General features: G+C 72.8%; 18 protein-coding genes and 1 pseudogene. 10 read left to right on the top strand and 9 right to left on the bottom strand.

Annotated features, from left to right (window positions below; translation table 11 throughout):
* The first annotated feature begins 50 nt into the window (after nt 1-50).
* Nucleotides 51-1139: an alpha/beta hydrolase gene (locus BGK67_RS22505; protein ID WP_069921767.1), complete on the top strand. Its 1089-nt coding sequence runs from the start codon at nt 51-53 to the stop codon at nt 1137-1139.
* Between the two features lie 5 nt (nt 1140-1144).
* On the top strand, nt 1145-1927 hold the full coding sequence (locus BGK67_RS22510; protein ID WP_244291295.1) for a trypsin-like serine peptidase: 783 nt from the start codon (nt 1145-1147) through the stop codon (nt 1925-1927).
* Between the two features lie 55 nt (nt 1928-1982).
* Here the strand turns inward: BGK67_RS22510 and BGK67_RS22515 are convergent, their stop codons facing one another.
* The 3 genes and pseudogenes from BGK67_RS22515 to BGK67_RS36470 form a co-directional block, all read right to left on the bottom strand.
* Complete coding sequence (locus tag BGK67_RS22515; RefSeq protein WP_069921769.1) at nt 1983-2918, bottom strand: EamA family transporter; 936 nt, start codon at nt 2916-2918, stop codon at nt 1983-1985.
* Nucleotides 2919-2931: 13 nt separating this feature from the next.
* Entirely contained in the window at nt 2932-3750 is an 819-nt protein-coding gene (locus BGK67_RS22520) for an isocitrate lyase/PEP mutase family protein (protein WP_069921770.1), read from the bottom strand.
* Nucleotides 3751-4028: 278 nt separating this feature from the next.
* Nucleotides 4029-4811 (bottom strand): annotated as a pseudogene (locus tag BGK67_RS36470) (pyridoxal-phosphate dependent enzyme); the annotation flags it as partial.
* Between the two features lie 223 nt (nt 4812-5034).
* On the opposite strand from BGK67_RS36470, the gene BGK67_RS22530 reads away from it, so the two are divergent.
* From BGK67_RS22530 to BGK67_RS22560, 7 genes are all read left to right on the top strand, one after another.
* Nucleotides 5035-6606, top strand: coding sequence for a S8 family peptidase (locus BGK67_RS22530; RefSeq protein ID WP_069921772.1), 1572 nt, complete (start codon nt 5035-5037; stop codon nt 6604-6606).
* A gap of 145 nt (nt 6607-6751) precedes the next feature.
* Entirely contained in the window at nt 6752-7918 is a 1167-nt protein-coding gene (locus BGK67_RS22535) for a DUF4190 domain-containing protein (RefSeq protein WP_069921773.1), read from the top strand.
* Nucleotides 7919-8055: 137 nt separating this feature from the next.
* Nucleotides 8056-8808 (top strand): GntR family transcriptional regulator, encoded by a 753-nt coding sequence (locus BGK67_RS22540; RefSeq protein ID WP_069921774.1) that lies wholly within the window; start codon nt 8056-8058, stop codon nt 8806-8808.
* 388 nt (nt 8809-9196) lie between these two features.
* Nucleotides 9197-9382, top strand: coding sequence for an SPOR domain-containing protein (locus tag BGK67_RS22545; RefSeq protein WP_069921775.1), 186 nt, complete (start codon nt 9197-9199; stop codon nt 9380-9382).
* 28 nt (nt 9383-9410) lie between these two features.
* Nucleotides 9411-9845 (top strand): (deoxy)nucleoside triphosphate pyrophosphohydrolase, encoded by a 435-nt coding sequence (locus BGK67_RS22550; RefSeq protein ID WP_069921776.1) that lies wholly within the window; start codon nt 9411-9413, stop codon nt 9843-9845.
* A 154-nt stretch (nt 9846-9999) separates the two neighbouring features.
* The gene (locus tag BGK67_RS22555; protein WP_069921777.1) at nt 10000-10428 is read left to right on the top strand and encodes an ATP-binding protein; all 429 of its coding nucleotides are present in this window, start codon (nt 10000-10002) and stop codon (nt 10426-10428) included.
* 158 nt (nt 10429-10586) lie between these two features.
* Nucleotides 10587-13199 (top strand): SpoIIE family protein phosphatase, encoded by a 2613-nt coding sequence (locus BGK67_RS22560; RefSeq protein ID WP_244291495.1) that lies wholly within the window; start codon nt 10587-10589, stop codon nt 13197-13199.
* Nucleotides 13200-13324: 125 nt separating this feature from the next.
* Here the strand turns inward: BGK67_RS22560 and BGK67_RS22565 are convergent, their stop codons facing one another.
* The 6 genes from BGK67_RS22565 to BGK67_RS22590 all read right to left on the bottom strand — a co-directional run bounded on the left by BGK67_RS22565 (nt 13325) and on the right by BGK67_RS22590 (nt 20123).
* On the bottom strand, nt 13325-14044 hold the full coding sequence (locus tag BGK67_RS22565) for a PspA/IM30 family protein (protein ID WP_069921779.1): 720 nt from the start codon (nt 14042-14044) through the stop codon (nt 13325-13327).
* Between the two features lie 45 nt (nt 14045-14089).
* The gene (locus BGK67_RS22570) at nt 14090-16192 is read right to left on the bottom strand and encodes a TPM domain-containing protein (protein WP_069921780.1); all 2103 of its coding nucleotides are present in this window, start codon (nt 16190-16192) and stop codon (nt 14090-14092) included.
* 94 nt (nt 16193-16286) lie between these two features.
* Nucleotides 16287-17060, bottom strand: a complete 774-nt coding sequence (locus BGK67_RS22575) for a succinate dehydrogenase/fumarate reductase iron-sulfur subunit (RefSeq protein ID WP_069921781.1) — start codon at nt 17058-17060, stop codon at nt 16287-16289.
* Complete coding sequence (locus BGK67_RS22580; protein WP_069921782.1) at nt 17057-18958, bottom strand: fumarate reductase/succinate dehydrogenase flavoprotein subunit; 1902 nt, start codon at nt 18956-18958, stop codon at nt 17057-17059. The genes BGK67_RS22575 and BGK67_RS22580 overlap by 4 nt, the downstream gene beginning before the upstream one ends.
* Nucleotides 18959-19783 carry a hypothetical protein gene (locus BGK67_RS22585; RefSeq protein ID WP_069921783.1) on the bottom strand — a complete coding sequence of 275 codons (825 nt, stop codon included), beginning with the start codon at nt 19781-19783 and terminating at the stop codon, nt 18959-18961.
* 106 nt (nt 19784-19889) lie between these two features.
* Nucleotides 19890-20123: a hypothetical protein gene (locus BGK67_RS22590; RefSeq protein WP_069921784.1), complete on the bottom strand. Its 234-nt coding sequence runs from the start codon at nt 20121-20123 to the stop codon at nt 19890-19892.
* Nucleotides 20124-20472: 349 nt separating this feature from the next.
* Here BGK67_RS22590 and BGK67_RS22595 point away from each other — a divergent pair, with 349 nt between their 5' ends.
* Nucleotides 20473-22806 (top strand): ABC transporter family substrate-binding protein, encoded by a 2334-nt coding sequence (locus BGK67_RS22595; RefSeq protein WP_069921785.1) that lies wholly within the window; start codon nt 20473-20475, stop codon nt 22804-22806.
* The last annotated feature ends 303 nt before the right edge of the window (nt 22807-23109 follow it).

Raw genomic sequence — 23109 nt, forward strand, 5'->3', positions numbered from 1 at the left:
GTCCGGCCCGCGCTCCCAGGTGAGCGCCGGAGAAGGAACGGGACAAATCCGTGCAGCATGACCAGCAAGGCGACGGCAGCCCCATGACCGAGGGCGGCCGTCGCCCCAAGCGCCTGCGCCTGCTTCTGATCAGCGGCGGCCTCGCGCTCGCCCTCGCCGCCGGGGGTGGCGTGGCGTACAAGTACGGGCTCTTCTCGGACATAGGGGAGCCGGTGTCCTTCGGGAAGGTCGAGGCCAAGGAGAAGGCCGTCAAGACCTCCGACACCCGTCCGGGCGTACGCATGCCCACCGGCCCGAAGGCCGAGTTCGTCCGCACCAACCGGCTGCCCGACGGCACCCAGATCGGCCGCACCACGCTCACCGGCCCGAAGTCCGGGTTCACGGGTGACGTGTGGGTGTGGGTGCCCAAGGAGTACGACGACCCGAAGTACGCCAAGAGCGCCTTCCCGGTCCTGATCTCCCTGCCCGGCGGCCGCGGCTACCCCACGAACTACTGGGGGACGGGACCCGGCCTCGGCCTGCAGAAGGCCGTGAGCGACGGGGCGCAAGCCGGTACGAGCCTGCCCTTCATCCTGATCATGCCGGTGCACAACGCCGACACGAAGCACCACTTCGATGCCTCGGACATCCCCGGCCAGGCCAAGATGGGCACCTGGATGGTCGAAGACGTCCCGGATTTCACGAGGGCCAATTTCCGCACCTTCACCTCCCGCGACGGGTGGGCCTACATGGGCTCCTCCGCGGGCGGATTCGGCGCCTTCAAGCACGTCCTGAAGTACCCCGACCGCTTCAAGGCGGCCATCGCGAGCGGGGTCGACATCGTCCCCGACTCCCCGCTGTGGAAGGGGAACACGCAGGCCATGGACGAGAACAACCCCGAGAAGCTCGCCGCGAAGCTGATCGCGGCGGGCGGCCCGGACGTCTACATCAACTTCCAGATCGGCACCGCCGAGTCCGGCCGCGAGAAGGCCGAGCAGTTCATGAAGGACTACGGCAAGGGTCCCGTGCACACCCGGCTGCAGGTGATTCAGGATGGTGAGCACAACGGGAAGTCGTACGTACGCGGGATGCGGGAGGGCGCACTGGAGTGGATCAGCAAGGTGATGGTCGGACCGACACCCGATCCCGGCGTGCGGTGAGCCCCGTGGTGAAGGGGGCCTCGGCGGCCGCCGCGGCGGGGATCGTGGCGGTGTGCGCCGTCGCGTTCCTGAAGTCGCCCGGCGAGCGGCCGGTGCTCCCCTTCCCCACCGTGGGCGTGCTCATGGCGGGCGGCGAGCACTGGTGCACGGCGAGCGTGGTCGACAGCCCGAAGGGCAACGTCGTCGCCACCGCCGCGCACTGCGTGGCTCCGGCCGGCGAGGACGGCGAGCCCGGCGAGGTCGCCCACGACGGCCTCGCCATCGGCGAGCTCGCCTTCGCCCCGGCCTTCTCCGGCGAGGGCGACGGCAGCCAGCCGCTGGGCACGTGGAAGGTCCGCTCGATCCACGTGGACGACCGCTGGACGAAGTGGGGCGAGGACACCGCAGACTTCGCCTTCCTCACCATCGCGCCGGACGGCGACGGGCGCAGCGTCCAGGAGGCCGTGGGCGGCGGCGCGGAGACCCCGAAGCCCGACTGGACCTCGGGCTACGAGCGGGACGTGACCGTCGTCGGATACCCGGAGTCCGAGCACAATCCGCAGAACAAGCCCGTCTCCTGCACGACGCAGACCCGCCACGACGACGAGGACCCGGACATGCTGTACATCAGCTGTGCCGGGTTCTGGACGGGCACCAGCGGCAGCCCCTGGATCGCCGACCGGGGCGGGCCGGAGCGTCCCGGTCGGCTCATCGGGGTGCTGAGCGGCGGGGACACGGACGTGGACTCCACGGCCGCGCTGTTCGACGAGCGTGCGAAGGCGCTGTACGAGCGGGCGGCGGCGGGCTGAGCGCCGCCGGGCTGAGCCGGCGTCGGGCGGAGCGCTCCGTCGGGCCGCCGCTGCGCTACTTCTTGCGCTCCGTGCTGACGATCACGCCCACCGCCGCCACCACGATCGTGCCGCCGAGCACGATCGGCCAGGTCAGGGCCTCGCTCAGGATGAGCGAGCCGAGCGCCACGGCCACCACCGGGTTGACGTACGCGTACGTGGACACCAGCGACAGCGGCGCGTTCCGCAGCAGCCAGGCGTACGCGGTGAACGCGACGACCGAGCCGAAGACGGTCAGGTAGCCGAGGGCCAGCCAGGAGGCGGTGGAGAACGCCGCCGGGTCGAGGCCCCGGTGCTCGCCGCGCAGCAGGCCGACGACCACTGCGCCGACCCCGCCCGCGAGCATCTGGTACGCGCTCCCGGCGAAAGGATTCTCCGGAAGGCTCAGCTTCGACCCGGAGAACGAGCCCAGCGACCACAGCACCGAGGCGATCAGGACGAGCAGCACCCCCGACAGCTGCACCGCGCCGCTGAGCCCCGGGCTGGTCAGCACCGCGAGCCCGGCCAGGCCGACCAGGACCCCGGCCAGCGTGCGCAGCGGCGGCCGGTCCCCGGTGCCCGCGCGCAGCAGCACCACCCACATCGGCACGGCCGCCACCAGCAGCGCGGCGAGCCCGGAGGGCACCGAGGTCTCGGCGAGGACGACCAGGCCGTTGCCGCCGAGGATCAGCAGCAGGCCGACCAGCACCGCCGAGCCGAGCTGGGCGCGGGTGGCCTTGAGCGCGGCCGGGCCGGACCGCCAGGCCACGACGCCGGCCAGCAGCAGGCCGGCGGTGATGAAGCGGGCCCCGGCGGAGAGGAACGGAGGCATGGTCTCGACGACGATCCGGATCCCGAGGTAGGTCGAGCCCCAGACGACGTAGACGACGACGAGGGCCGTCCAGACCGCGCCGGTGATCTTGCGGTGCGGCGTGGCCGTGGTCCGGCTCTCCACCGGGGTTGATGTGCGCATGGCCGGAATCCTCTCAGCCCTGGACCAGGCTGTTCAGCTCGCCGTAGGGCAGGGACCCCGCGAGCGGTCCGTACGTGCCGGTCGAGACCAGCTCCTCGGTGGCGCGGCGGACCACGGCGTACGCGGCCTGCGCCACCCAGGATCCGAGGCTGACCCGGGCCACGCCGAGGGCGCCGAGCTCGGCGACGGAGGGTGCGCCGGGGCCGACGAGGACGTTCAGCGGGGCGTCGATGCCCCGGGCGAGCTCGGCCACGGTCGCGGGGTCGGTGACGCCGGGCACGAAGATGCCGGTGGCTCCCGCGCGGAGGTAGGCGGCGGCGCGGGCCAGGGTCTCGTCGAGGCGGGCGGAGGGCTCGCCGAGGCCCTTCAGGTACGTGTCGACGCGGGCGTTGACGTACAGCGGGACCCCGGCGGTGTCCGCGGCGGAGCGGGCGGCGGCCAGGCGCTCGGCGTGCTCTTCGGGGGAGCGGGTGCCGTCCTCGATGTTGATGCCGACCGCGCCGGCGGCGAGCACCCCGGTGACGGTCTCGGCGACGGCGGCGGGGTCGGCGCCGAATCCGCCCTCGATGTCGGCGGTGACCGGGACGGAGACGGCGGCGGCCACGCGGGCGATGAGGTCGAGGGCGCGGTCGCGGGCCAGGGCGTCGCCGTCGGGCGATCCGAGGGACCAGGCGACGCCGGCGCTGGTCGTCGCGACGGCCGGCGCGCCGGCGGCCTCCACCAGTCGGGCGCTGGCGACGTCCCAGGCGTTGGGGAGGGCCAGGGGGGTCGCGGGGGTGTGCAGAGCGGTGAAGCCTGCGGCCAGCTTGGCGAGGACGAGGTTGTCGGTCATGCGCCCAGTGGAACAGACCCCGGCACCCCCGGGCGCGCGGTTTTCCGACGCCTAGTGCTGTGGCCGGGAAGGGCTGCCGGTCGCGGCCCCCGGCACGGCGCCTCGCCGCGTGGTCGGGCCACGCGAGTGCGTCCGGTACGAGCCGTGGCCCTCCGCCTTGCGATGCACCGCACCGGACGCCGCACTGGGCCCGGGAGCCCGCCCCGCACCCGCGCCACGAGCGCCGGGCCTCCGTCCGGGGCCCCACGCCTCAATCGCAGGCGGGGCTGGGTCGTGGCGAACGCCGACGCCAGTGGAGCCGCTGCCTCCGCCTGGACGGCGATCAGCGCCGGCAACGGCACACCGCGCCGGGCCGGCTCCTCCACCGGCGCGGCCCCCAGCAGCAGGGTGCCGTTGCCCACCGGGACCACCAGCGCGGCCGGCAGCCGCCCCGACCCGGCCTGCCAGATCTCGTACACGTACGTCTTCGTGCCGTGCAGGAAGTACGGGTAAGGCGTGGCTCGCGTAGAACACTCCCGGCTCGTCCGCCGCGGCCCGCGCCGTCGCCTCGCGGCTGACGGGAACCACCCGTACCGCCGCCCCGTGGGTCCGGATCCGGTCCCTCTTCTTCTCCGAGGTGCCCTCGGGCACGAAAACTTCACAACTCAGCCCGGCCCGCGCGCAGTGCGCCGCCACGGCCGCCCCCGCGTTGCCGCGCTGTCCGCCACCACCCGCCGCGGGGTGAGCCGGCGGGCCACCTCCGCGAGCAGCACGGCGCCCCGGTCCTTGAGGACAGGGTCGGCATCAGGAAGTCGAGTTTGGCGTGAACCCGCTCTGCCGGCGGCACGATCGGAGTGTTTCCCTCCGCCAGTGACACGGAGAACGCCCCCGGCAGCGGCAGCGCGGCCGCGTACCGCCACAGCGAGTTCGGCACCCGAGGAGGGTTCCAGCGCGCTGGCCGGATCCGGTGTGAAGTCGAGGTCCCAGGGGCCGGCGCAGACGGGGCAGCAGCAGGGCGCGGACCGGACGTCCGCGCGGGCGCCGTCCTCGGGGCAGCGGTATCCCGGGAGTGCGTGCGTCATGTGCGGAACGCCTTTGCTCGATCATGGCGGACATGTGGCATGGATGTTACGCATCGGCCTTCCTCTTGTGGGAGCTGGTGAGGGTGCGTCAACCTTTCGGAGGCGGCAGCCCGTTCGGCCGAATGAATTGTCATGGGCATGGCTATCCCACGTGCCCGTGCGTCGGACCGTGCGGCTCCGCTTAACCCCCCGCAACGCACCACTTATGAGGAGGACCCCTCACATGTCCGTGATGCGTCACACCCGCCGGAAGCTCGCCGGCATCAGCGCGACCGCCGTCGTGGCCCTCGCGCTCGGCACGGCCGCGGCGCTGCCCGCCTCGGCCGCCGACAACGGCCCGCAGGGCGTCATCGAGAACGCCGGCGTCGCCGGAGCCGTCCCCGGCAGCTACATCGTGACTCTGCACGACACCGCCGCCCGCTCCACCGCGGACAGCGGCAAGGCCGTCGCCAAGCGGTACGGCGCGAAGATCGACCGGACCTACAGCGCCGCCCTCAACGGCTACTCCATCGAGGTCTCCGAGGCGCAGGCCAAGAAGCTGGCCGCCGACCCGGCGGTCAAGTCGGTCGTGCAGAACCGGGTCTTCACCATCGACGCCACCCAGCCCAACCCGCCGTCCTGGGGCCTGGACCGCATCGACCAGCGGGCGCTCCCGCTGAACCAGAGCTACACCTACCCGGACAAGGCCGGTGAGGGTGTCACCGCCTACATCATCGACACCGGCGTCCGCAAGACGCACCAGGACTTCGGCGGCCGTGCGGCCGACGGCTACGACGCGATCGACAACGACAACACCGCCCAGGACGGCCACGGCCACGGCACGCACGTCGCCGGCACCGTCGGCGGCGGCGCGTACGGCGTGGCCAAGAAGGTCAAGATCGTCGGCGTCCGCGTGCTCAACAACCAGGGCTCGGGCACGACCGCCCAGGTCGTCGCAGGCATCGACTGGGTGACGCGGAACGCCGTCAAGCCGGCCGTGGCCAACATGTCGCTCGGCGGCGGCGCGGACTCCGCGCTCGACGCCGCCGTGCGCAACTCCATAGCCTCCGGCATCACCTACGCGGTCGCGGCGGGCAACGAGTCCACCGACGCCTCCACCAAGTCCCCGGCGCGGGTCGCCGAGGCCATCACGGTGGGCGCCACGACCAACACCGACGCCAGGGCCAGCTACTCCAACTACGGCTCGATCCTGGACATCTTCGCGCCGGGCTCCTCCATCACCTCCACGTGGGCCACGGGCGACACCGCCACCAACACCATCTCCGGCACCTCCATGGCTTCCCCGCACGTCGCGGGCGCGGCCGCGCTGTACCTCTCGCAGAACCCGGGCAGCACCCCCGCCCAGATCCGGGACGGCCTGGTGGCCGCCTCGACCCCGAACGTGGTGACCAGCCCCGGCACCGGCTCCCCGAACCGCCTGCTGAACGTGGGCGCCGGCGGCACCGTGCCGCCCGGCCCGAAGTTCGAGAACACCGCCGACTACGCGATCAACGACAACGCGACCGTCGAGTCGCCGATCACCGTCAGCGGAGTCTCCGGCAACGCCCCGGCCGCGCTGAGCGTGCCGGTGGACATCAAGCACACCTACACCGGTGACCTGAAGGTCGACCTCGTCGCCCCCGACGGCACCGTCTACACCCTGCACAACCGGGCCGGCGGCAGCGCCGACAACATCATCCGGACCTTCACGGTGAACGCCTCCTCCGAGACGGCGAACGGCGTCTGGAAGCTCCGGGTGAACGACAACGCGAACGTCGACACCGGGAAGATCGACTCCTGGGCGCTCCAGTTCTGATCCACCGGAACCGGACGTGAGGCACCGGAACTGAACGCACGCGCTGAACCGCGGTGAACAGGCGGGGGCGACCGACAGGGCGGTCGCCCCCGCTGCGTACTATTCGCGCATTCGTTCGCGCCCCCGTAATGGAGTTCCCCAGCCCGTGAGCACCCCGCCGAGCCCGCCCTCCGGACCGGGCCACTCCTGGCCGCCGCCCTCCCCGCAGCCGGGGTGGGGGCCGCCGCCCGGCTACGGGCAGCCGCATCCGCAGCCCGGGCTCAACGGCTTCGCGCTCGCCTCGCTGCTGGTCGGACTGCTCTGCCTGCCGCCGCTGGGCGTCGTCTTCGGCATCGTGGCCCTCGTACAGATCGCCAGGCAGCGGCAGCGGGGCAGGGCGCTCGCGGTCGTGGGCCTGGCGGTGTCCGTGCTGATGACGGGCGTCATGGTGTTCACGGTCGACCGGGTCGCCTCTGCGGTCCGCGAGCGGATGGACTCGATGGGCGAGTTCGCGGACGTCGAGGGCGACCTCAGGGACCTCGACGACCTCCGGGCGGGCGACTGCTTCAACGTCCCGGGCGGGGACCTGCTGGCCGACCGGCCCCTCACCTACAAGATCGACTGCGCCGAGCCGCACCACGGCGAGGTGACCGCGTCCAAGCTGCTGGAGCCGGCGGGCGCCCCCGAGTCGGCCGAGGCGGACCGGGTGTCCGAGGACGAGTGCTGGAAGGCGCAGGACGCGTACGCGATGGACACGTGGGCGCTGCCCGCCTACGCGGAGATGTTCTACTTCGCGCCCTCACGCCAGTCCTGGCGCGAGGGGGACCGGCGGCTGGTGTGCGTGATCGGTACGACCGCGGAGGAGCGGCGGGGCAGCCTGCGCCAGGACGCCGGATCGCTGAAGCCGGAGCAGTCCGCCTTCCTGCGGGTGGCCAACGAGGTCGAGTTCGTCCTCGGCCGCCCGCCCGTGGGGGACCTGGAGGACACCCTCCCCGAGCACCAGGCGTGGGCGCGCGGTGTGTACGCGGCGCTCGGTGACGAGGCGAAGGTGCTGGAGGCCGACAGGACGAGGCCGGGGCTGGAGAAGGCGGTCGGGGCGCAGCTGCGGGAGATCGAGGCGGCTCGCGCGGCATGGCAGCGGACCTCCCAGGCGAAGACGGCCGCCGACTTCGACCGGCAGTGGGACCGGGCGCTGCGCGCGATGTCCGTGGAGACGGAGAAGGCCCTGCGCGGCGCCTACGGGCTGTCGACGCAGGTTCCGGAGTGGCTGGCGGATTCCCCGGAGGGCCCGGGGAGCGGGCCCGGGCGGGGACCCTCGGCGCAAGCGGCGTGACGTCGTCCTTGTAACGCGCGGTAACGGGTTTGAGTGACCAGGCTTCATCACTTCGGGTGAAACTCTGGCCCTTGCTTGCGGTGCACAACCGTCGGTTGCCAGGGTGTAGCTGTCTGTCAACCTGATGGGAGTGGCCAGTGACTTTCGGTGAGCAGCCGGCCTATCTGCGCGTGGCCGGGGATCTGCGACGGAAGATCGTCGATGGTTCCCTGCCTCCGCACGCCCGGCTCCCCTCGCAGGCCCGCATCCGCGAGGAGTACGGGGTCTCCGACACCGTGGCGCTGGAGGCGCGCAAGGTCCTCATGGCGGAGGGGCTGGTCGAGGGCCGGTCCGGGTCGGGCACGTACGTACGGGAGCAGCCGGTGCCGCGTCGGGTCGCCCGCTCCGGCTACCGCACGGGCAGCACCTCGACCCCGTTCCGCCAGGAGCAGGCGGAGTCGGGCGCGCGCGGCACGTGGGAGTCGAACAGCGAGCAGACGGCCGCCCCGTCGGAGATCGCCAAACGGCTCGGCATCGAGCCGGGCGAGCGGGTGATGCGCACCCGGTACGTGTTCCGCGACGCGGGCGAGGCGATGATGCTGTCGACCTCGTGGGAGCCGCTGGCCGTGACCGGGCGGACACCGGTGATGCTCCCGGAGGAGGGTCCGCTGGGGGGCTCCGGGGTGGTCGACCGGATGGCCGCGATCGATGTCGTCGTGGACAACGTGGTGGAGGAGGTCGGCGCGAGGCCGGGCCTGGCCGAGGAGATCCTGCTCCTCGGCGGGGTGCCGGGGCACGTGGTCCTCGTCATCGGGCGTACGTACTACGCCTCGGGCCGCGCGGTGGAAACGGCCGACGTGGTCGTCCCGGCGGACCGCTACCGGCTGGCGTACCACCTGCCGGTGCGCTGACGTCGACCCGCAGGCCGGCCGGGTTGTCCTCGGCGGGGCCGGGTTGGGCTCGGAGCGGGCGGCGTCAGCCAAAAATGCAGCCCCGGCGGCGCTTGAGGCGGGGGGTCCGGGGCGGAGCACCGGCTGTGGCGCCGCGCTGGTAGGGGGATGGGGGGCCAGGAGGTGTAGCCCCCTGGTCCTGGTCACAGGTGACGGGTCGTCACCCGGCTGCCTCGTGCGCCGGATTCGAACCGGCGCGCACGGCGCACTCGTACGCATGGCCGAATGCGTACGCCCCCGGGTACCTCTTCGTGAAAAACCGTATCCGCTCCGTAAAGTCCGGGCGTAAGCTCGGGCATATGCGCAATGCGGTTTCCCGGGCAGGTACGTCGGCGGAGGGTGAAACGCGATGAACGACAGCGGTGCCCTGCTCCCGTGGCTGGTCATACGTCAGGACGACAACGGCAACCGCTACCGGGTGGGCCGGTACTCCACCCGGGCCGAGGCCCAGAAGGTCGTCGACAGCCTCGACGACCGTGGACACAAGCAGGTCTACTGGGTCGAGCGGATCGGTCAGACCGCCACGATGAACTGAGCATCCAGTGTTGACATAGGCTCCGCCCATGACGGTACGAGTGGTCGTGGGCGGAGCCCTTTGTCATGAGGGGCGCCTGCTGGCCGCTCGCCGCAGTGCACCCCCCGAGCTGGCCGGACGCTGGGAGCTGCCGGGCGGCAAGGCGGAGCCGGGCGAGTCCGTCCCCGAGGCGCTGGTGCGCGAACTGCGCGAGGAGCTCGGCGTCGAAGCCGAGCCGCTGGAGCGGATCCCGGGGGAGTGGCCGCTGAAGCCCGGCCTCGTCCTGCACGTGTGGACCGCGCGTCTGGTCTCCGGCGAACCGGCGCCGCTCGAGGACCACGACGAGCTGCGCTGGCTCGGGCCGGAGGAGCTGGAGTCGGTGGACTGGCTCGACCAGGACCGGCCCGCCGTCGCCGAGGCCGGGCGCCGGCTGCGCGCCGGTCGGCTCCCCGAGCCGCACGGCGGGGCGGCCGGGGGCGCATGACGCGCGCTTGCTAGGCCGTCTGCGCCACAGTGCGCCGGTGCGTGGGGGATCGAGTGGTACGACGCCCCGAATATCGGGTATGTCGCTATTAGTCCCTATCTTGTCCCCCTTTCGTCCCCGACGAACCGGACTGGGGTCGCTGCCGGCCCGGGAAGTGATCGGCGTGATCGACACAGACGGTGAATGCGCCGAGTGGGCCTTCCCCGCTGAGCCCGGCGCCGTCCGAACCGCCCGCCATGCCGTGCGGGGCGCGCTGCGGGAATGGGGCCTCGAATCGGTCGGCGATGTGACCGTCCTGCTGGTCAGCGAGCTCGTCACCAACTCCCTGCGGTACGCGTCCGGCCCCATCGGCGTCCGGCTGGTACGGCGCAATCCGGCCGCCGGCAGTGAGGCCGGCGGCGCCGCCCTGCTCGTGGAAGTTTCCGATCCGCTTCCGGATCCGCCCCGCGAGCGCGTCGCGCACGCCGAGGACGAGGGCGGTCGCGGACTGCATCTCGTCGCCGTCTCCTCGCAGCGCTGGGGGACCCGCCACGGGAAGTCGGGCAAGACTGTGTGGTTCGAGTTGGCTCTTCCTGGTGAGTAACAAGGTGACGGGTGGCCGTCCATCACACGAGGTGGCTCGAAACTAACGGGACCTTTTTGTGATCGTGAACGCCGTGCCGTCCGGGGCCGTGGTGCTGAATACTTCGGTCATGGCCGGTCCGGTTGCGGTGAGCTGGAGGGGACGGTCGCGTGAGCGAGATACCTGCGCAGGCACATCAGACCAGGGTGCCCGGGGAGACATGGCACGACTCCCTGTGGCACAGCAGTCCGCCTGGCTCGATATATGACTACATAAAGGTCGCCTCTTTCTCGATCGGGCCCGACGGGCTCATCGACCAGTGGAGCCTGCGCGCCGAGGAGCTCTTCGGTCTGACCGCGGCCCAGGCCGTGGGCCGTGATCCGGTCGACGCCTTCATGCCGCCCGAGCTGCGACCCGGCGGACACCGCCGGGTCGCCGAGATCCTCGACGGCAAGGAATGGACCGGTCTCGTCCCCTTCCGGATCCCCGGCGGCGACGGCGAGCACGGCGTGGCCGAGATCTATGTGATGCCCACGCAGACCGAAGCCGCGGAGCGGGCCGCGCTGTGTGTCGTCGTCGACGTCCGCGCACTGCGGCGCATCGAATCCGATCTGGCGGCTTCACAGGCCATATTCGGCCAATCCCCTTTCGGATTCCTGCTCTTCGGTACGGACCTCACCGTGCAGCGGGCCAACCGCCGCTTCGCCGCCGTCTTCGGAGGCTCCGCCGAGGAGCACCGCGGCCGGACCGTGCACGACTACCTGCCCGCGCACGAGGCCGACCGGATGGCCGACGCGCTGCGCCGGGTCCTGGAGACCGGGGACTCGGTCACCGACCTGCGCATCACCGGCGCCGCCCCCGGCAGCCGGGAGCACCGCCACTGGTCCATCAACCTGTACCGCGTGCACGGCGGCACCGGCCGGCCCATCGGCGTCGCCGGGATCGGCACCGACGTCACCCGCCGGCACCTCGCCGCCCGAGAGGCGGCCGGGGTCCGGCGCAACCTCGCCCTGCTCAACGAGGCCGGACACCGCATCGGGAACTCCCTCGACCTGGAGACCACCGCCCGCGAACTCCTCGACGTCACCGTCCCGGGCTTCTGCGACCTCGCCGCCGTCGACCTCTACCAAGGCCTGCTGCTCGGCGACGACGACCGGCCCGCGCGGCCGCAGGGCCCCGGGATGCCCTCGCTGCCGCCCGGGCTGGGCGCGGGCCGCGCCCCGTCCGCGCCCCTGCGCCGGGTCGCCTTCGCCTCGGCCGTGTCGGACGCCCCGCTGTCGGGACCGGGCGCGCTGGTCTCCGTGGGCGAGGTGCACCGCTATCCGGCGGCCTCGCCGGGCGCGCTCGCCCTGCGCACGGCACGGCCGCGGCTCATCGAGGGGGGCGGCCCGGACGACCTCGTGCAGTCCACCCTCGTCGTGCCGATGGTCGCCCACGACACGGTGGTCGGCCTCGCGCAGTTCTCCCGTACGAAGGGCAGCGAACCCTTCGGCGAACGGGACCGGGCCGTCGCCGTGGAACTGGCCGCACGGGCCGCGGTCTGCATCGACAACGCGCGGCTCTACCGGCGCGAGCACGAGCGGGCGCTGATCCTGCAGCGCAGCCTGCTGCCGCCCGGCGACCCGGAGGCGGCCGGCCTGGACATCGCCTGCCGCTACCTGCCGGGGAACGCGGCCACCGAGGTCGGCGGCGACTGGTTCGACGTCATCGAACTGCCCGGCCACCGCACGGCGCTGGTCGTCGGCGACGTGATGGGGCGCGGGTTGCGGGCGGCCGTCGCGATGGGCGAACTGCGCACCGCCGTACGGACCCTGGCGCTGCTGGACCTCGAACCGGCGGAGGTGCTGACCGCGCTCGACGAGATCGCCCGGGGCCTGGGGGCGCCCGGCGGCTCCCAGCAGGCCTCGCGGGCGGCCCTGCACTCGCGCGACGCGGACCGCTCGGAGGTGTACCTCGCCACCTGCGTGTACGCCGTCTACGACCCGGTGACGCGGCGCTGCACGATCGCCAACGCGGGCCACATGCCGCCGGTCCTGGTCGAACCGCCGGACGAGGAGGGCCGGCCGCGGCCCGCGCTGCTGCTGGAGGTGCCGCCGGGCATGCCGCTGGGGGTGGGCGGAGAGCCTTTCGAGGAGGTCGAGGTGGAACTGCCCGAGGGGGCGCTGCTGGCCCTGTACACCGACGGGCTGGTCGAGTCCCGGGACCATCCGCTGGAGGAGGGGCTGCGCGGCCTGCGGCAGGCCCTCGCCGATCCGGTCCGCCCCCTGGAGGACGTCTGCGACCACGTGCTGAACACGCTGGACACCCGGCACGGGGAGGACGACATCGCCCTGCTGATGGCCCGGGTGCAGGGGCTGTCGCAGGAGGCGGTGGGGGACTGGCAGCTGCCGCGCGAGGCCCGTTCCGTGGGCCGGGCCCGGGAGCTGGCGCGGGCGAAGCTGCCCGCGTGGGGCCTGGAGGGGCTGCTGGACACCACCGAGCTGCTGGTCAGCGAGCTGGTCACCAATGCCCTGCGGTACGGGGAGGGTGAGATCAGGCTGCGGCTGCTGCTGGACCGGACGCTGGTGTGCGAGGTGTGGGACGCGAACCTGGTGCAGCCGCGGCGGCGGCGGGCGCGTGACACCGACGAGGGCGGGCGGGGGCTCCAGCTCGTCGGCCTGCTCTCCGCGGGCTGGGGCACCCGGCGGACCCACCGGGGCAAGACGGTCTGGTTCGAGCTGCCGTTGCCGGGGGAGGCGGCCGAAGCCGTGGCCGAACTGTCGGCGGAGCAACTGCTGAGCATGTACGGCTGAGGTCCGTCGCGGGGGCTCCGCCCCCGCGCCTCGAACGCCGGGCCCGTCCAGCCCCGCCGGCGTGTGCGGCGCGGGGTCCGGGGCGGAGCCCCCGGACGCGCCGCCGCACCGCCCCCGGGGAGGGGTCAGGCGGCGCGGCCCTGCTTGAGCGCGGCGAGCCTGGCTTCGATCTCCGAGGTCTTGCCCAGGTCCTCGAGGGACTCGAACTGCGCGTCCAGGGAGGACGCGGCCAGTTCCTGCTTGCCCAGGGCCATGGCCTCCTCCCGGCGGACCTTCTCCTCGAAGCGGTTCAGGTCGCTCGTCGGGTCCATCACGTCGATGTTCTTCACCGCGTCCAGCATCGTGTTCTGCGCCTGCGCGGTCTTGGCCCGCGCCACCAGCTCGTCGCGCTTCGCCCGGAGCTCCGTCAGCTTGTTCTTCATCGAGTCGAGGCCCGACCTGAGCTTGTCGACGACCTCCGTCTGGGCGGCGATCGTCGGCTCCGCCGTCCGCGCCTCGTTCTCGGACTGCATCTGGCGGCCCAGCGCCACCTTCGCCAGGTTGTCGAACTTGTCGGCGTCCGCCGTGCTGCCCGCCGCCCGCAGTTCGTCCGCCTTCCGGCTCGCCGCCAGGGCCTTGCCGCCCCACTCGCCGGCCGCCTCCACGTCCTCCTGGTGGTCGGCCTCCAGCATCCGGAGGTTGCCGATCGTCGTCGCGACGGCCTGCTCCGCCTCCGAGATGTTGCTCGTGTAGTCCCGGATCAGCTGGTCCAGCATCTTCTGCGGGTCCTCCGCCTGGTCCAGCAGCGCGTTGATGTTGGCCTTCGCGAGCTGGGTGACGCGGCCGAGGATGGTCTGCTTGCTCATGCGGGTCTCTCCTGGTCAGAGGTGGGGTGGGGTACGCGCTGAGGTTCAGAAGCGGCCGCCGCCGCCCATCCGGCCGCGGGTTCCGCCGCCGCCGAAGGATCCGGGGCCGGCACCGCCGCCGAAGCCCCCGCCGAAGCCCCCGCCCCCGCCGAACCCGCCGCCGAACCCGCCGCCGCCGCGCAGGATCTCGCCGAGGATGATCCCGCCGAGTACGGCGCCGCCCTGGCCGCCGCCGGCCCGCCGGCCCCCGTACGGGTCCTGGTACGCCCGTACGTCCTGCTCCGCCAGCTGCTGCGCCTGCCGGGCCAGCGCGTCCGCCCGCTGTGCCTCCGCCAGGGCGGCCGCGGGGTCCGTGCCCGTCAGGGACGCCGAGCGCTCCATGTGCCGCTGGGCCTCCGCCAGCCGGGTGCGGGCCTGGCTGCCGACCGCGCCCCGGCTGGTGGTGATGTAGTCCGCGGCCGCGCCGATCGCGCTGCGCGCCGAGAGCGCGGCTTGGTCGAGCAGGGCCACCGCCCGCTGCCGGCCCGACTCCCGCTCCCGCGCCCCGGCCAGCGCCTCGTCCAGGGCCGCGTCGGCCTCCTCCACGCGCCGCAGCGCGTCGATCGGGTCGTAGCGTCCCCCCTCCTGCTCCCGCCGTACGTCGGCCAGGACCGCCTCGGCGCGGCCGATGCGGCCGCGCAGGTCCGCTGTCGAGGTGCCTTCCGCGGTGCCGCTGAGCAGCCCGCCCGCGTCCGCGAGGTCGGTCTGCGTCTCGGTCAGCGCGCCCGGCAGCTTCCCCGCCGCCTCCGCCAGTTCCTGCGCCCGCCGCTCCACCGCGTCCACCAGCGTCGCCGCCTGGTCGACCGCGCTCTCCGCGGCCCGCACGTGCACGGCCGCCCGCCCGTTGTCGCCGCCGTCGACGGCCGCGCGGGCCTCGCCGAGGTGGGTGGTGGCGAACAGCAGCCGGTCCTTGGCCTGTTCGGGGTTGTCGGCGACGGGCGCCGACGCGGAGTCCGCGTACCGCCCCGTCAGCGCGGTCAGGGTGGCCTCGGCCGTCGTGGTGCGGCCCGTCAGGGCCCGGAAGTGCGCCTCCACGGTGGCCAGGGCCTGCGGGGCGTTCTTCTCCAGGTCCCGCAGCCGGTCGAAGTCCGCGGTCTCGGCGTCCAACCGCCGGCCGGCCTCGGTGCACCGGGCGACGATCTCGTCCAGCATCCGGCGCCGGGCCGCGTCGTCCTCGGGGTAGGCGTCGTCGAGCTGCTGGCGCAGCCGGAAGGCGTGCGTCAGCTCGTCCTTGGCGTACGCCACGGCCGTCGTGAACGGGGCGACCGCCTCGTCCCCGAACTGCGCGGTGGCGAAGCCGAGTTCCTCGGTGCTGGTGCGGACGGAGTCGTCGGTCTCCACCAGCAGCTCCTTGGCCCGCGCGTCCAGCTCCGGCAGCGGGAGCCGGTCGGGCGCGCCCTGCGGCCAGCCCGGTCCGGTCCGCGCCCCGCGCCCGCCGCCCGCTCCGGCCCCGCGCTTGCGGCGGGTGTACGCGTACGCCCCGAGCGCCCCGGCGGCGCCGACCGCGATCACGGGGAGCATGTAGTCCCCGGCTCCGCTCTCGCCGCTCGCCTTCCCGCCGGGATCCGCCGGGCCGGGGGTGATGGCGGGCACGGGCACGGGCTGCCCGCCCAGGACCGCTCCGTAGCCGTTCGCGGCGCCGATGGCGGCGCCCGCCCAGTCGTTCTGCCTCAGGGCGGGCTCGATGGCGGTTTGGGCGACGTCCGCGAGCTGCTGCTCGGTGAATCCGGAGTCGACGGCGGCGGAGTAGGCGTACTGGCGGGCCCCGGTCCCCACGGCCAGCAGGACGTCGTCCTGGCCCAGGCCGTTCTTCTCCGCGGTGGCGTCGGCCCAGCTCTGGGCCGAGCGCCCGGAGAAGTCCCGTACGTACGTCACGAAGAGCTGGATCCGCCGGTCGGCGTACAGCTTGTCGAGCGCGGCGGTGACCGCGGCCTTGCGGTCGCCCAGCGCACCGACCCGGTCGGTGATCTGCCCCTGCTGCGAAAGGGTGACGGGATCCTCCGCCCGCGCGGGCGGTGCCCCGGCCAGACCCCAGCCGCCGAGCGCCAGCAGCGCGGCGGCGAGGGGGAGCCCGGCCCGTACGACCCTGGTGCTTCTCGGCGCAGTCACATCAGGGAGATTATGGGCGGTTTCATCCCCTCGCACCCCGAGGGCTGTCCGTTCGTCCCCGCCGGGGAGCGGCTCCCCGGCGGGGACGAACGGACTACGACTCGGAACGGCGGCGGATCCTGCTCCCCAGCCACACCAGCGGGTCGTACTTGCGGTCCACCGCCCGCTCCTTCAGCGGGATCAGCGCGTTGTCGGTGATCTTGATCCCCTCGGGGCACACCTCCGTGCAGCACTTGGTGATGTTGCAGTAGCCGAGCCCGTGCTCCTCCTGCGCCGTGCGCTTGCGGTCCAGGCCCTCCTCGGCCGCCGCGTCCAGGGGGTGCATGTCCAGCTCCGCCACCCGCATCAGGAAGCGCGGACCGGCGAAGGCCGTCTTGTTCTCCTCGTGGTCGCGCACCACGTGGCAGGTGTCCTGGCACAGGAAGCACTCGATGCACTTGCGGAACTCCTGCGAGCGCTCCACGTCGATCTGCTGCATCCGGTACGCGCCCGGGGCCACCCCCGCCGGCGGGACGAAGGCCGGGACCTCCCGGGCCTTCTGATAGTTGAAGGACACGTCCGTGACCAGGTCGCGGACGACCGGGAAGGCGCGCAGCGGGGTGACCGTGATCGTCTCGGACCGCTCGAAGGTGGACATCCGCGTCATGCACAGCAGCCGCGGCCGGCCGTTGATCTCGGCGCTGCACGATCCGCACTTGCCCGCCTTGCAGTTCCAGCGCACCGCGAGGTCCGAGGCCTGCGTCGCCTGGAGCCGGTGGACGATGTCCAGGACCACCTCACCGTCGTGCACCTCGACGGTGAAGTCCCGCAGCTCCCCGCCCTCCGCGTCGCCCCGCCAGATCCGGAAGCTCGCGTCGTACGTACTCATTCGTAGAGCTCCTCTTCGGCGAGGTACTTGACCAGCTCTTCCTTCTCGAAGAGCGCGAGCAGGTCGGGTCGGATGGGCTCGGTGCGGGTGCGTACGAGGGCGATCCGGTCGGCGGCCGGATCGGCCGGGGCCGGGTCCACGGGGCGGCACAGCAGGTTCACCGGACGCCAGTCGCGCTCCATCGCCGGGCAGTCCTCGCGGGTGTGCCCGCCCCGGCTCTCGGTGCGCTCCAGCGCGGCGCGGGCCACGCACTCGCTGACCAGCAGCATGTTCCGCAGGTCCAGGGCCAGGTGCCAGCCCGGGTTGAACTGCCGGTGCCCCTCGACGCCGGCCCGGGCGGCCCGCTCGCGCAGGCCCGCCAGCTTCTCCAGGGCCTCGGCCATCTCGCCCGCCCGGCGGATGATGCCGACCAGGTCGTTCATGGTCGTCTGGAGCTCCTGGTGGAGCGTGTACGGGTTCTCCGCGCCGTCGGCCGCGTGGAACGGGGCCAGCGCCTCCGCGGCCGCCGCGTCGGTCTCCGCCTGCGAGACGGCCGGGCGCGGTCCGCTCCCGGAGGCGTACTCCGCGGCGTGCAGCCCGGCCCGCCGCCCGAAGACGAGCAGGTCGGACAGGGAGTTGCCGCCGAGCCGGTTCGAGCCGTGCATCCCGCCCGCGACCTCGCCCGCCGCGTACAGCCCCGGCACCCCGACCGTGGCGGCGGTCTCCGAGTCGACCGCGATCCCGCCCATCACGTAGTGGCAGGTCGGGCCGACCTCCATCGGCTCGGCGGTGATGTCCACGTCCGCCAGCTCCTTGAACTGGTGGTACATCGAGGGGAGCCGCCGCTTGATCTTCTCCGCGGGCATCCGGGTGGACACGTCCAGGAAGACCCCGCCGTGGGGGGAGCCGCGGCCCGCCTTCACCTCGGAGTTGATGGCCCGGGCCACCTCGTCGCGCGGCAGCAGCTCGGGCGGCCGCCGGTTGTGGTCCGGGTCCTCGTACCAGCGGTCGCCCTCCTCCTCCGACTCGGCGTACTTCTCCTTGAAGACATCGGGGATGTAGTCGAACATGAACCGCTTGCCCTCGCTGTTGCGCAGCACCCCGCCGTCGCCGCGCACCGATTCGGTGACGAGGATGCCCTTCACCGAGGGCGGCCAGACCATGCCGGTCGGGTGGAACTGCACGAACTCCATGTTCAGCAGGGGCGCCCCCGCGAGCAGGGCCAGCGCGTGGCCGTCGCCGGTGTACTCCCAGGAGTTGGAGGTGGTCTTGAAGGACTTGCCGATCCCGCCCGTCGCGAGGACGACCGCCGGGGCCTCCAGGACGAAGAACCGCCCGGACTCCCGTTCGTAGCAGAAGGTGCCCGAAACCTTCTGCCCGTCCTTCAGGACCCTGGTGACCGTGCACTCCTGGAAGACCTTGAGCCGGGCCTCGTAGTCCCCGTACTCCTTGAAGTCCTCCTGCTGGAGCTGGACGATCTTCTGCTGGAGGGTGCGGATCAGCTCCAGCCCGGTGCGGTCCCCGACGTGCGCGAGGCGCGGGTACTCGTGGCCGCCGAAGTTGCGCTGGGAGATCTTCCCGTCGGCCGTGCGGTCGAAGAGGGCGCCCCAGGTCTCCAGCTCCCAGACCCGGTCCGGGGCCTCCTTCGCGTGCAGTTCGGCCATCCGCCACTGGTTGAGGAACTTGCCCCCGCGCATCGTGTCGCGGAAGTGCACCTGCCAGTTGTCGCCCTCGTTGACGTTGCCCATGGAGGCGGCGATCCCGCCCTCCGCCATCACCGTGTGTGCCTTGCCGAACAGGGACTTGCAGATCACGGCCGTCCGGGCGCCGCGCTCGCGGGCCTCGATCGCGGCCCGCAGCCCCGCGCCGCCCGCGCCGACCACGACCACGTCCCACTGCTGCCGTTCCACTTGAGTCATCTAGAAGATCCTCGGGTCGGTGAAGGCGCCGCTGGCCACCAGGTACACGTAGAAGTCGCACAGGGCGACGCTGATCAGGGAGGCCCACGCCAGCTGCATGTGACGGGTGTTGAGCCGGCTCACCCAGCCCCACAGCCGGTAGCGCACCGGGTGCTTCGAGAAGTGCTTGAGGCGGCCGCCCATGATGTGCCGGCACGAATGGCAGGACAGGGTGTAGGCCCAGATCAGCACGATGTTGACGAGGAAGATCAGCGTGCCCAGGCCCATGTGGCCCCAGGCGTAGTGCTCGTCGCGGAAGGTCAGCACGGTGTCGTACGTGAGGATCCCCGCGACCGGCAGCGCCGCGTAGAAGAAGTACCGGTGCATGTTCTGGAAGACCAGCGGGAAGCGGGTCTCGCCCGTGTACTTGGCGTGCGGTTCGGCGACCGCGCAGGCGGGCGGCGAGGCCCAGAAGCCCCGGTAGTAGGCCTTGCGGTAGTAGTAGCAGGTCAGCCGGAAGCCGAGCGGGAAGACCAGGATCAGCAGGGCGGGGGACAGGCCCCACCAACTGCCGAACAGGTCCCAGTTGGGGCCGCCGCGCATCTCCTGGCAGTTCTCCGCGAGACACGGGGAGTAGAACGGCGAGACGTACGGGGCCGCGTAGTAGTCGGCGTTCGCGAAGGCCCGCCACGTGGAGTACACGATGAAGGCGAGCAGCCCGGCCGCGGTGCCGGCGGGGGCCAGCCACCACCGGTCGGTCCGCAGGTGCCGGGCGCCGATCGCGGCCCGGGAGGCGTCGTGGACGCCGCCGGGCCGCTGCTGGGGTGGTTGTGTGCCTGTGGCCAAAGGAGACTCCGGGAGAGGAGTGATGGGCCCAGGAGGCCCGGCCGCCTGGGGCGGCCGGGCCAGATGGGGTGAAGGGCGTACGGGTGCCGGCGGGGGCCGGGGGACGTCAGGGTGCGCGGCGGTCGCGGGCGCCCAGCCCCTCGTCGTCGGTGTCCGTCCACAGCGAGCTGTCGTACGGGGTGTCGGGAACCGTCACCATGCGGGACGGGTCGGGCGGGGCGGAGCCGGTCCGCGGGCCCGCCGCCGGCCGCCGTCCGGCCTGCAGTTCGAGCCGCTCGACCTTGCGGGTCAGCTCGTCCAGGTTGCGCCGTACGGCATTCAGATCGTCTTGCAGGGACATGATTCTTGCCCTCACTTCCGCAGGGTGCGGTGGCAGCGCTCATGTGCGCCTGGCAGTGTCGCCCCTCGCGTCCCCGGTTGTGAAGGGACGTGCAGCGATTGCGGGCGCGCAGGCGTGAACTGTGCGCCCCTCCCTGGCCCCCATTCTCATCCCCCTCGTGGGGGAACGCCTCTCTGGCGCGCAAACGGGATTGGTCCGCACGGGTGGGGTTCGCGGCGTGGCGCGAGGCGGCTGCGAGGGGTGTGGCGGGGCGTCGATTTCAGTGGGTTCCGGCAACCGGTGTGATCAGCTCCATATACCGCCGAACGTGATCATGCTTCCCCCACGCCCCGCCCCGGAGGTACCACCCATGTCCCAGAGAAGGCGCAGGTCCTTGGCGCTCCTGACCTCGGGAGTCCTCGCACTGCCGCTCCTCACGGGCTGCGGCGCGGGTGACGACGAGGGCGGTCCGGTCGCCGCCGGACCGGACATCGCAGCGACCGCGCGCGACAAGGTCGCCGACGGGGGTGTGCTGCGCTGGGCGGTGGACTCCCTGCCGGAGACCCTGAACACCTTCCAGGCCGACGCGGACGCCACCACCACCCGGATCGCCGCGGCCGTGCTGCCGCAGCTGTTCGTGCTGGACGCCAAGGGGCGTCCGGTGGCCAATCCCGACTACCTCGAGAAGGCCGAGGTCGTCGAGCGGGAGCCCAAGCAGGTCGTCCTGTACAAGCTGAACCAGCAGGCGGTGTGGAGCGACGGCCGCGAGATCGGCGCCCCCGACTTCGTCGCCCAGTGGCGGGCGCTGAACGGCAAGGACTCGGCGTTCTGGACGGCCCGCAACGCGGGCTACGAGCGGATCGAGAAGATCGAGCGCGGCAAGACCGACCTCGAGGTGAAGGTCACCTTCGCCAAGCCGTACGCCGACTGGCGCTCGCTGTTCAGCCCGCTCTACCCCAAGCAGGTCACCGCCACCCCGGAGGCCTTCAACGAAGGGGCCCGCGGCGCCCTGAAGGTCACCGCCGGACCCTTCGGCCTGGGGGCGGTCGACAAGAAGGCCGGCACCGCCTCGCTGACCCGCAACCCGCGCTGGTGGGGACAGCCGGCCAAGTTGGACACGCTGGTGCTGACGGCGGTGCCCCGGGCGCAGCGCCCGGCGGCGCTGGCCTCCGGGAAGGTCGATCTGGCGGAGATCGACCGGGCCGGCGCCGACCGGATCGCGCTCGCCCACCGGGACGCCAAGCAGGGCGGCAAGGGCTCGGGCGGAGCCCCGGCCCACGGACCCGACGCCTCGATGACGGCCGCGCAGGCCACCTTGTCCTGGGCGGTGGCCTTCGGCGCGGACGAGGAGAAGGCCCTGGCGGAGGCGGAGACCCGCAAGAAGCGCGTCGAGTCCGTCAAGCGGTACGCGGACGAGCAGGCGGCCCTGCGGAAGTTCATCGTCCGCAAGTCCCTGGAGCCGGCCTACACGCAGCTCGCCATGAACGGCGCAGCCGGCCCGCTGGCGGACGAGCGGGTGCGCCGGGCGGTGGCGCGGGCGCTGGACCGCAAGGAGCTGGCCGAGATCGTGCTGAAGCCGCTCGGCCTGCCCGCGAAGCCGGTCGGCAGCCACGTGGCCCTGGCCGGGCAGCAGGCGTACGCCGACAACAGCGAGGCCCTCGGCGGCCAGGACACCCAGGCGGCCCAGGCCCTCCTCGCGGACGCCGGCTGGCGCCGCGGCGGCAAGATCACCGAGCCGGCGGGTGCCAAGGCCGGACCGGAGAGCGCGCCGCAGGACGACGGGAAGACCCCCGAGGGCCCGGGCACCGGGAACGACGGGCTCTACATCGTGGGCCAGGACGACCAGGGCAACGGCGACCACGGCGCCGCGCACGGCTCCGCCGACGACGGGCTCGCCCTGGCCGGGGCCTTCGCTCCGGGCGAAGCGGGCGCGCCCCGGGACCGGCCCTCCCCGGTGCTCGCCCCCGCGCCTTTCGCGGCCCGGCAGGAGGCCCTGCTGCGGGCCCAGGCCGCCGCGGCGGCCACCGTGGACGACGCGAAGGAGGGCGAGGAGGGCGAGGACGCCAAGGACGGCGAGGGGGCCGAGCCGGCCGATCCCGCGAAGGGCACCCCGCCCCAGCAGGTCGCCCGGACCTCCGGCTCGGTGCTCGCCAAGGACGGCAAGGCGCTCAACCTGCGCTTCGTGCTCCCGGCCGGCCCCGGATCGGAGTCGCTGCGCGCGGTCGGCGACCGGATCGCCCAGATGCTGCGGAAGATCGGGGTGACCACCGAGATCAAGAAGGTGGCCGACGAGAGCTTCTTCAAGGACCACATCGCCTCGGGCCAGTACGACCTCGCGCTCTACTCCTGGCCCGCGACCGCCTACCCGGCCACCGACGCCCGGCCGATCTTCGCCAAGCCGGAGCCGGCCGCCGACGGCTCGCTCCTCGTCGAACAGAACTACACCCGGGTGGGCACCGACCACATCGACCAGCTCTTCGACCAGGCGGCCGGGGAACTGAACGAGGAGCAGGCCCGCGAGCTGATGCGCAAGGCCGACGCCAGGATCTGGGCCGCCGCCGGCTCCATCCCGCTCTACCAGCGCCCGGAGCTGGTGGCCGTCAAGCCGTCCCTGGCCAACGCCGGCGCCTTCGGGCTCGGGGCTCCCCGCTTCCAGGACATCGGCTGGAAGAAGCCCCCGACGGCCAAGGGCAAGAAGAAGTAGGACCCCGCCGAAGCGGCAGGCGAACGCAGCAGAAGCGGAAGAAGTGGTCGCAGAAGGAGAGTGGGCGAAGAAGTGGTGACAAAGCGGTGCCTGTCAGGTTGACCTTCGGATCCCAAGCTCAGATGTGACTCAAGTCCCTTGCCCGCCGGATCCCCGGCGGGCAAGGTCGTGCGTACCCGTTGACCCGCGTGTTTTCCGGCAGGACAGACGGCCGGTGCCCCCCACCCCGCACCCGGCCGTGCTCATTCGTCCGGCCCCTTGACAGCCCCCCCGGCGGGCGGTTCCCGCCGCGCGACGTACCAT

Source organism: Streptomyces subrutilus (genome assembly GCF_001746425.1).
In the GTDB taxonomy this organism is placed as follows: domain Bacteria; phylum Actinomycetota; class Actinomycetes; order Streptomycetales; family Streptomycetaceae; genus Streptomyces; species Streptomyces subrutilus_A.

Coding starts and splice junctions, on each gene's coding strand:
- BGK67_RS22515 (WP_069921769.1), bottom strand. CDS start 2,918: ATGCGCACATCAACCCCGGTGGAGAGCCGGACCACGGCCACGCCGCAC.
- BGK67_RS22520 (WP_069921770.1), bottom strand. CDS start 3,750: ATGACCGACAACCTCGTCCTCGCCAAGCTGGCCGCAGGCTTCACCGCT.
- BGK67_RS22530 (WP_069921772.1), top strand. CDS start 5,035: ATGTCCGTGATGCGTCACACCCGCCGGAAGCTCGCCGGCATCAGCGCG.
- BGK67_RS22545 (WP_069921775.1), top strand. CDS start 9,197: ATGAACGACAGCGGTGCCCTGCTCCCGTGGCTGGTCATACGTCAGGAC.
- BGK67_RS22550 (WP_069921776.1), top strand. CDS start 9,411: ATGACGGTACGAGTGGTCGTGGGCGGAGCCCTTTGTCATGAGGGGCGC.
- BGK67_RS22565 (WP_069921779.1), bottom strand. CDS start 14,044: ATGAGCAAGCAGACCATCCTCGGCCGCGTCACCCAGCTCGCGAAGGCC.
- BGK67_RS22575 (WP_069921781.1), bottom strand. CDS start 17,060: ATGAGTACGTACGACGCGAGCTTCCGGATCTGGCGGGGCGACGCGGAG.
- BGK67_RS22580 (WP_069921782.1), bottom strand. CDS start 18,958: ATGACTCAAGTGGAACGGCAGCAGTGGGACGTGGTCGTGGTCGGCGCG.
- BGK67_RS22590 (WP_069921784.1), bottom strand. CDS start 20,123: ATGTCCCTGCAAGACGATCTGAATGCCGTACGGCGCAACCTGGACGAG.
- BGK67_RS22595 (WP_069921785.1), top strand. CDS start 20,473: ATGTCCCAGAGAAGGCGCAGGTCCTTGGCGCTCCTGACCTCGGGAGTC.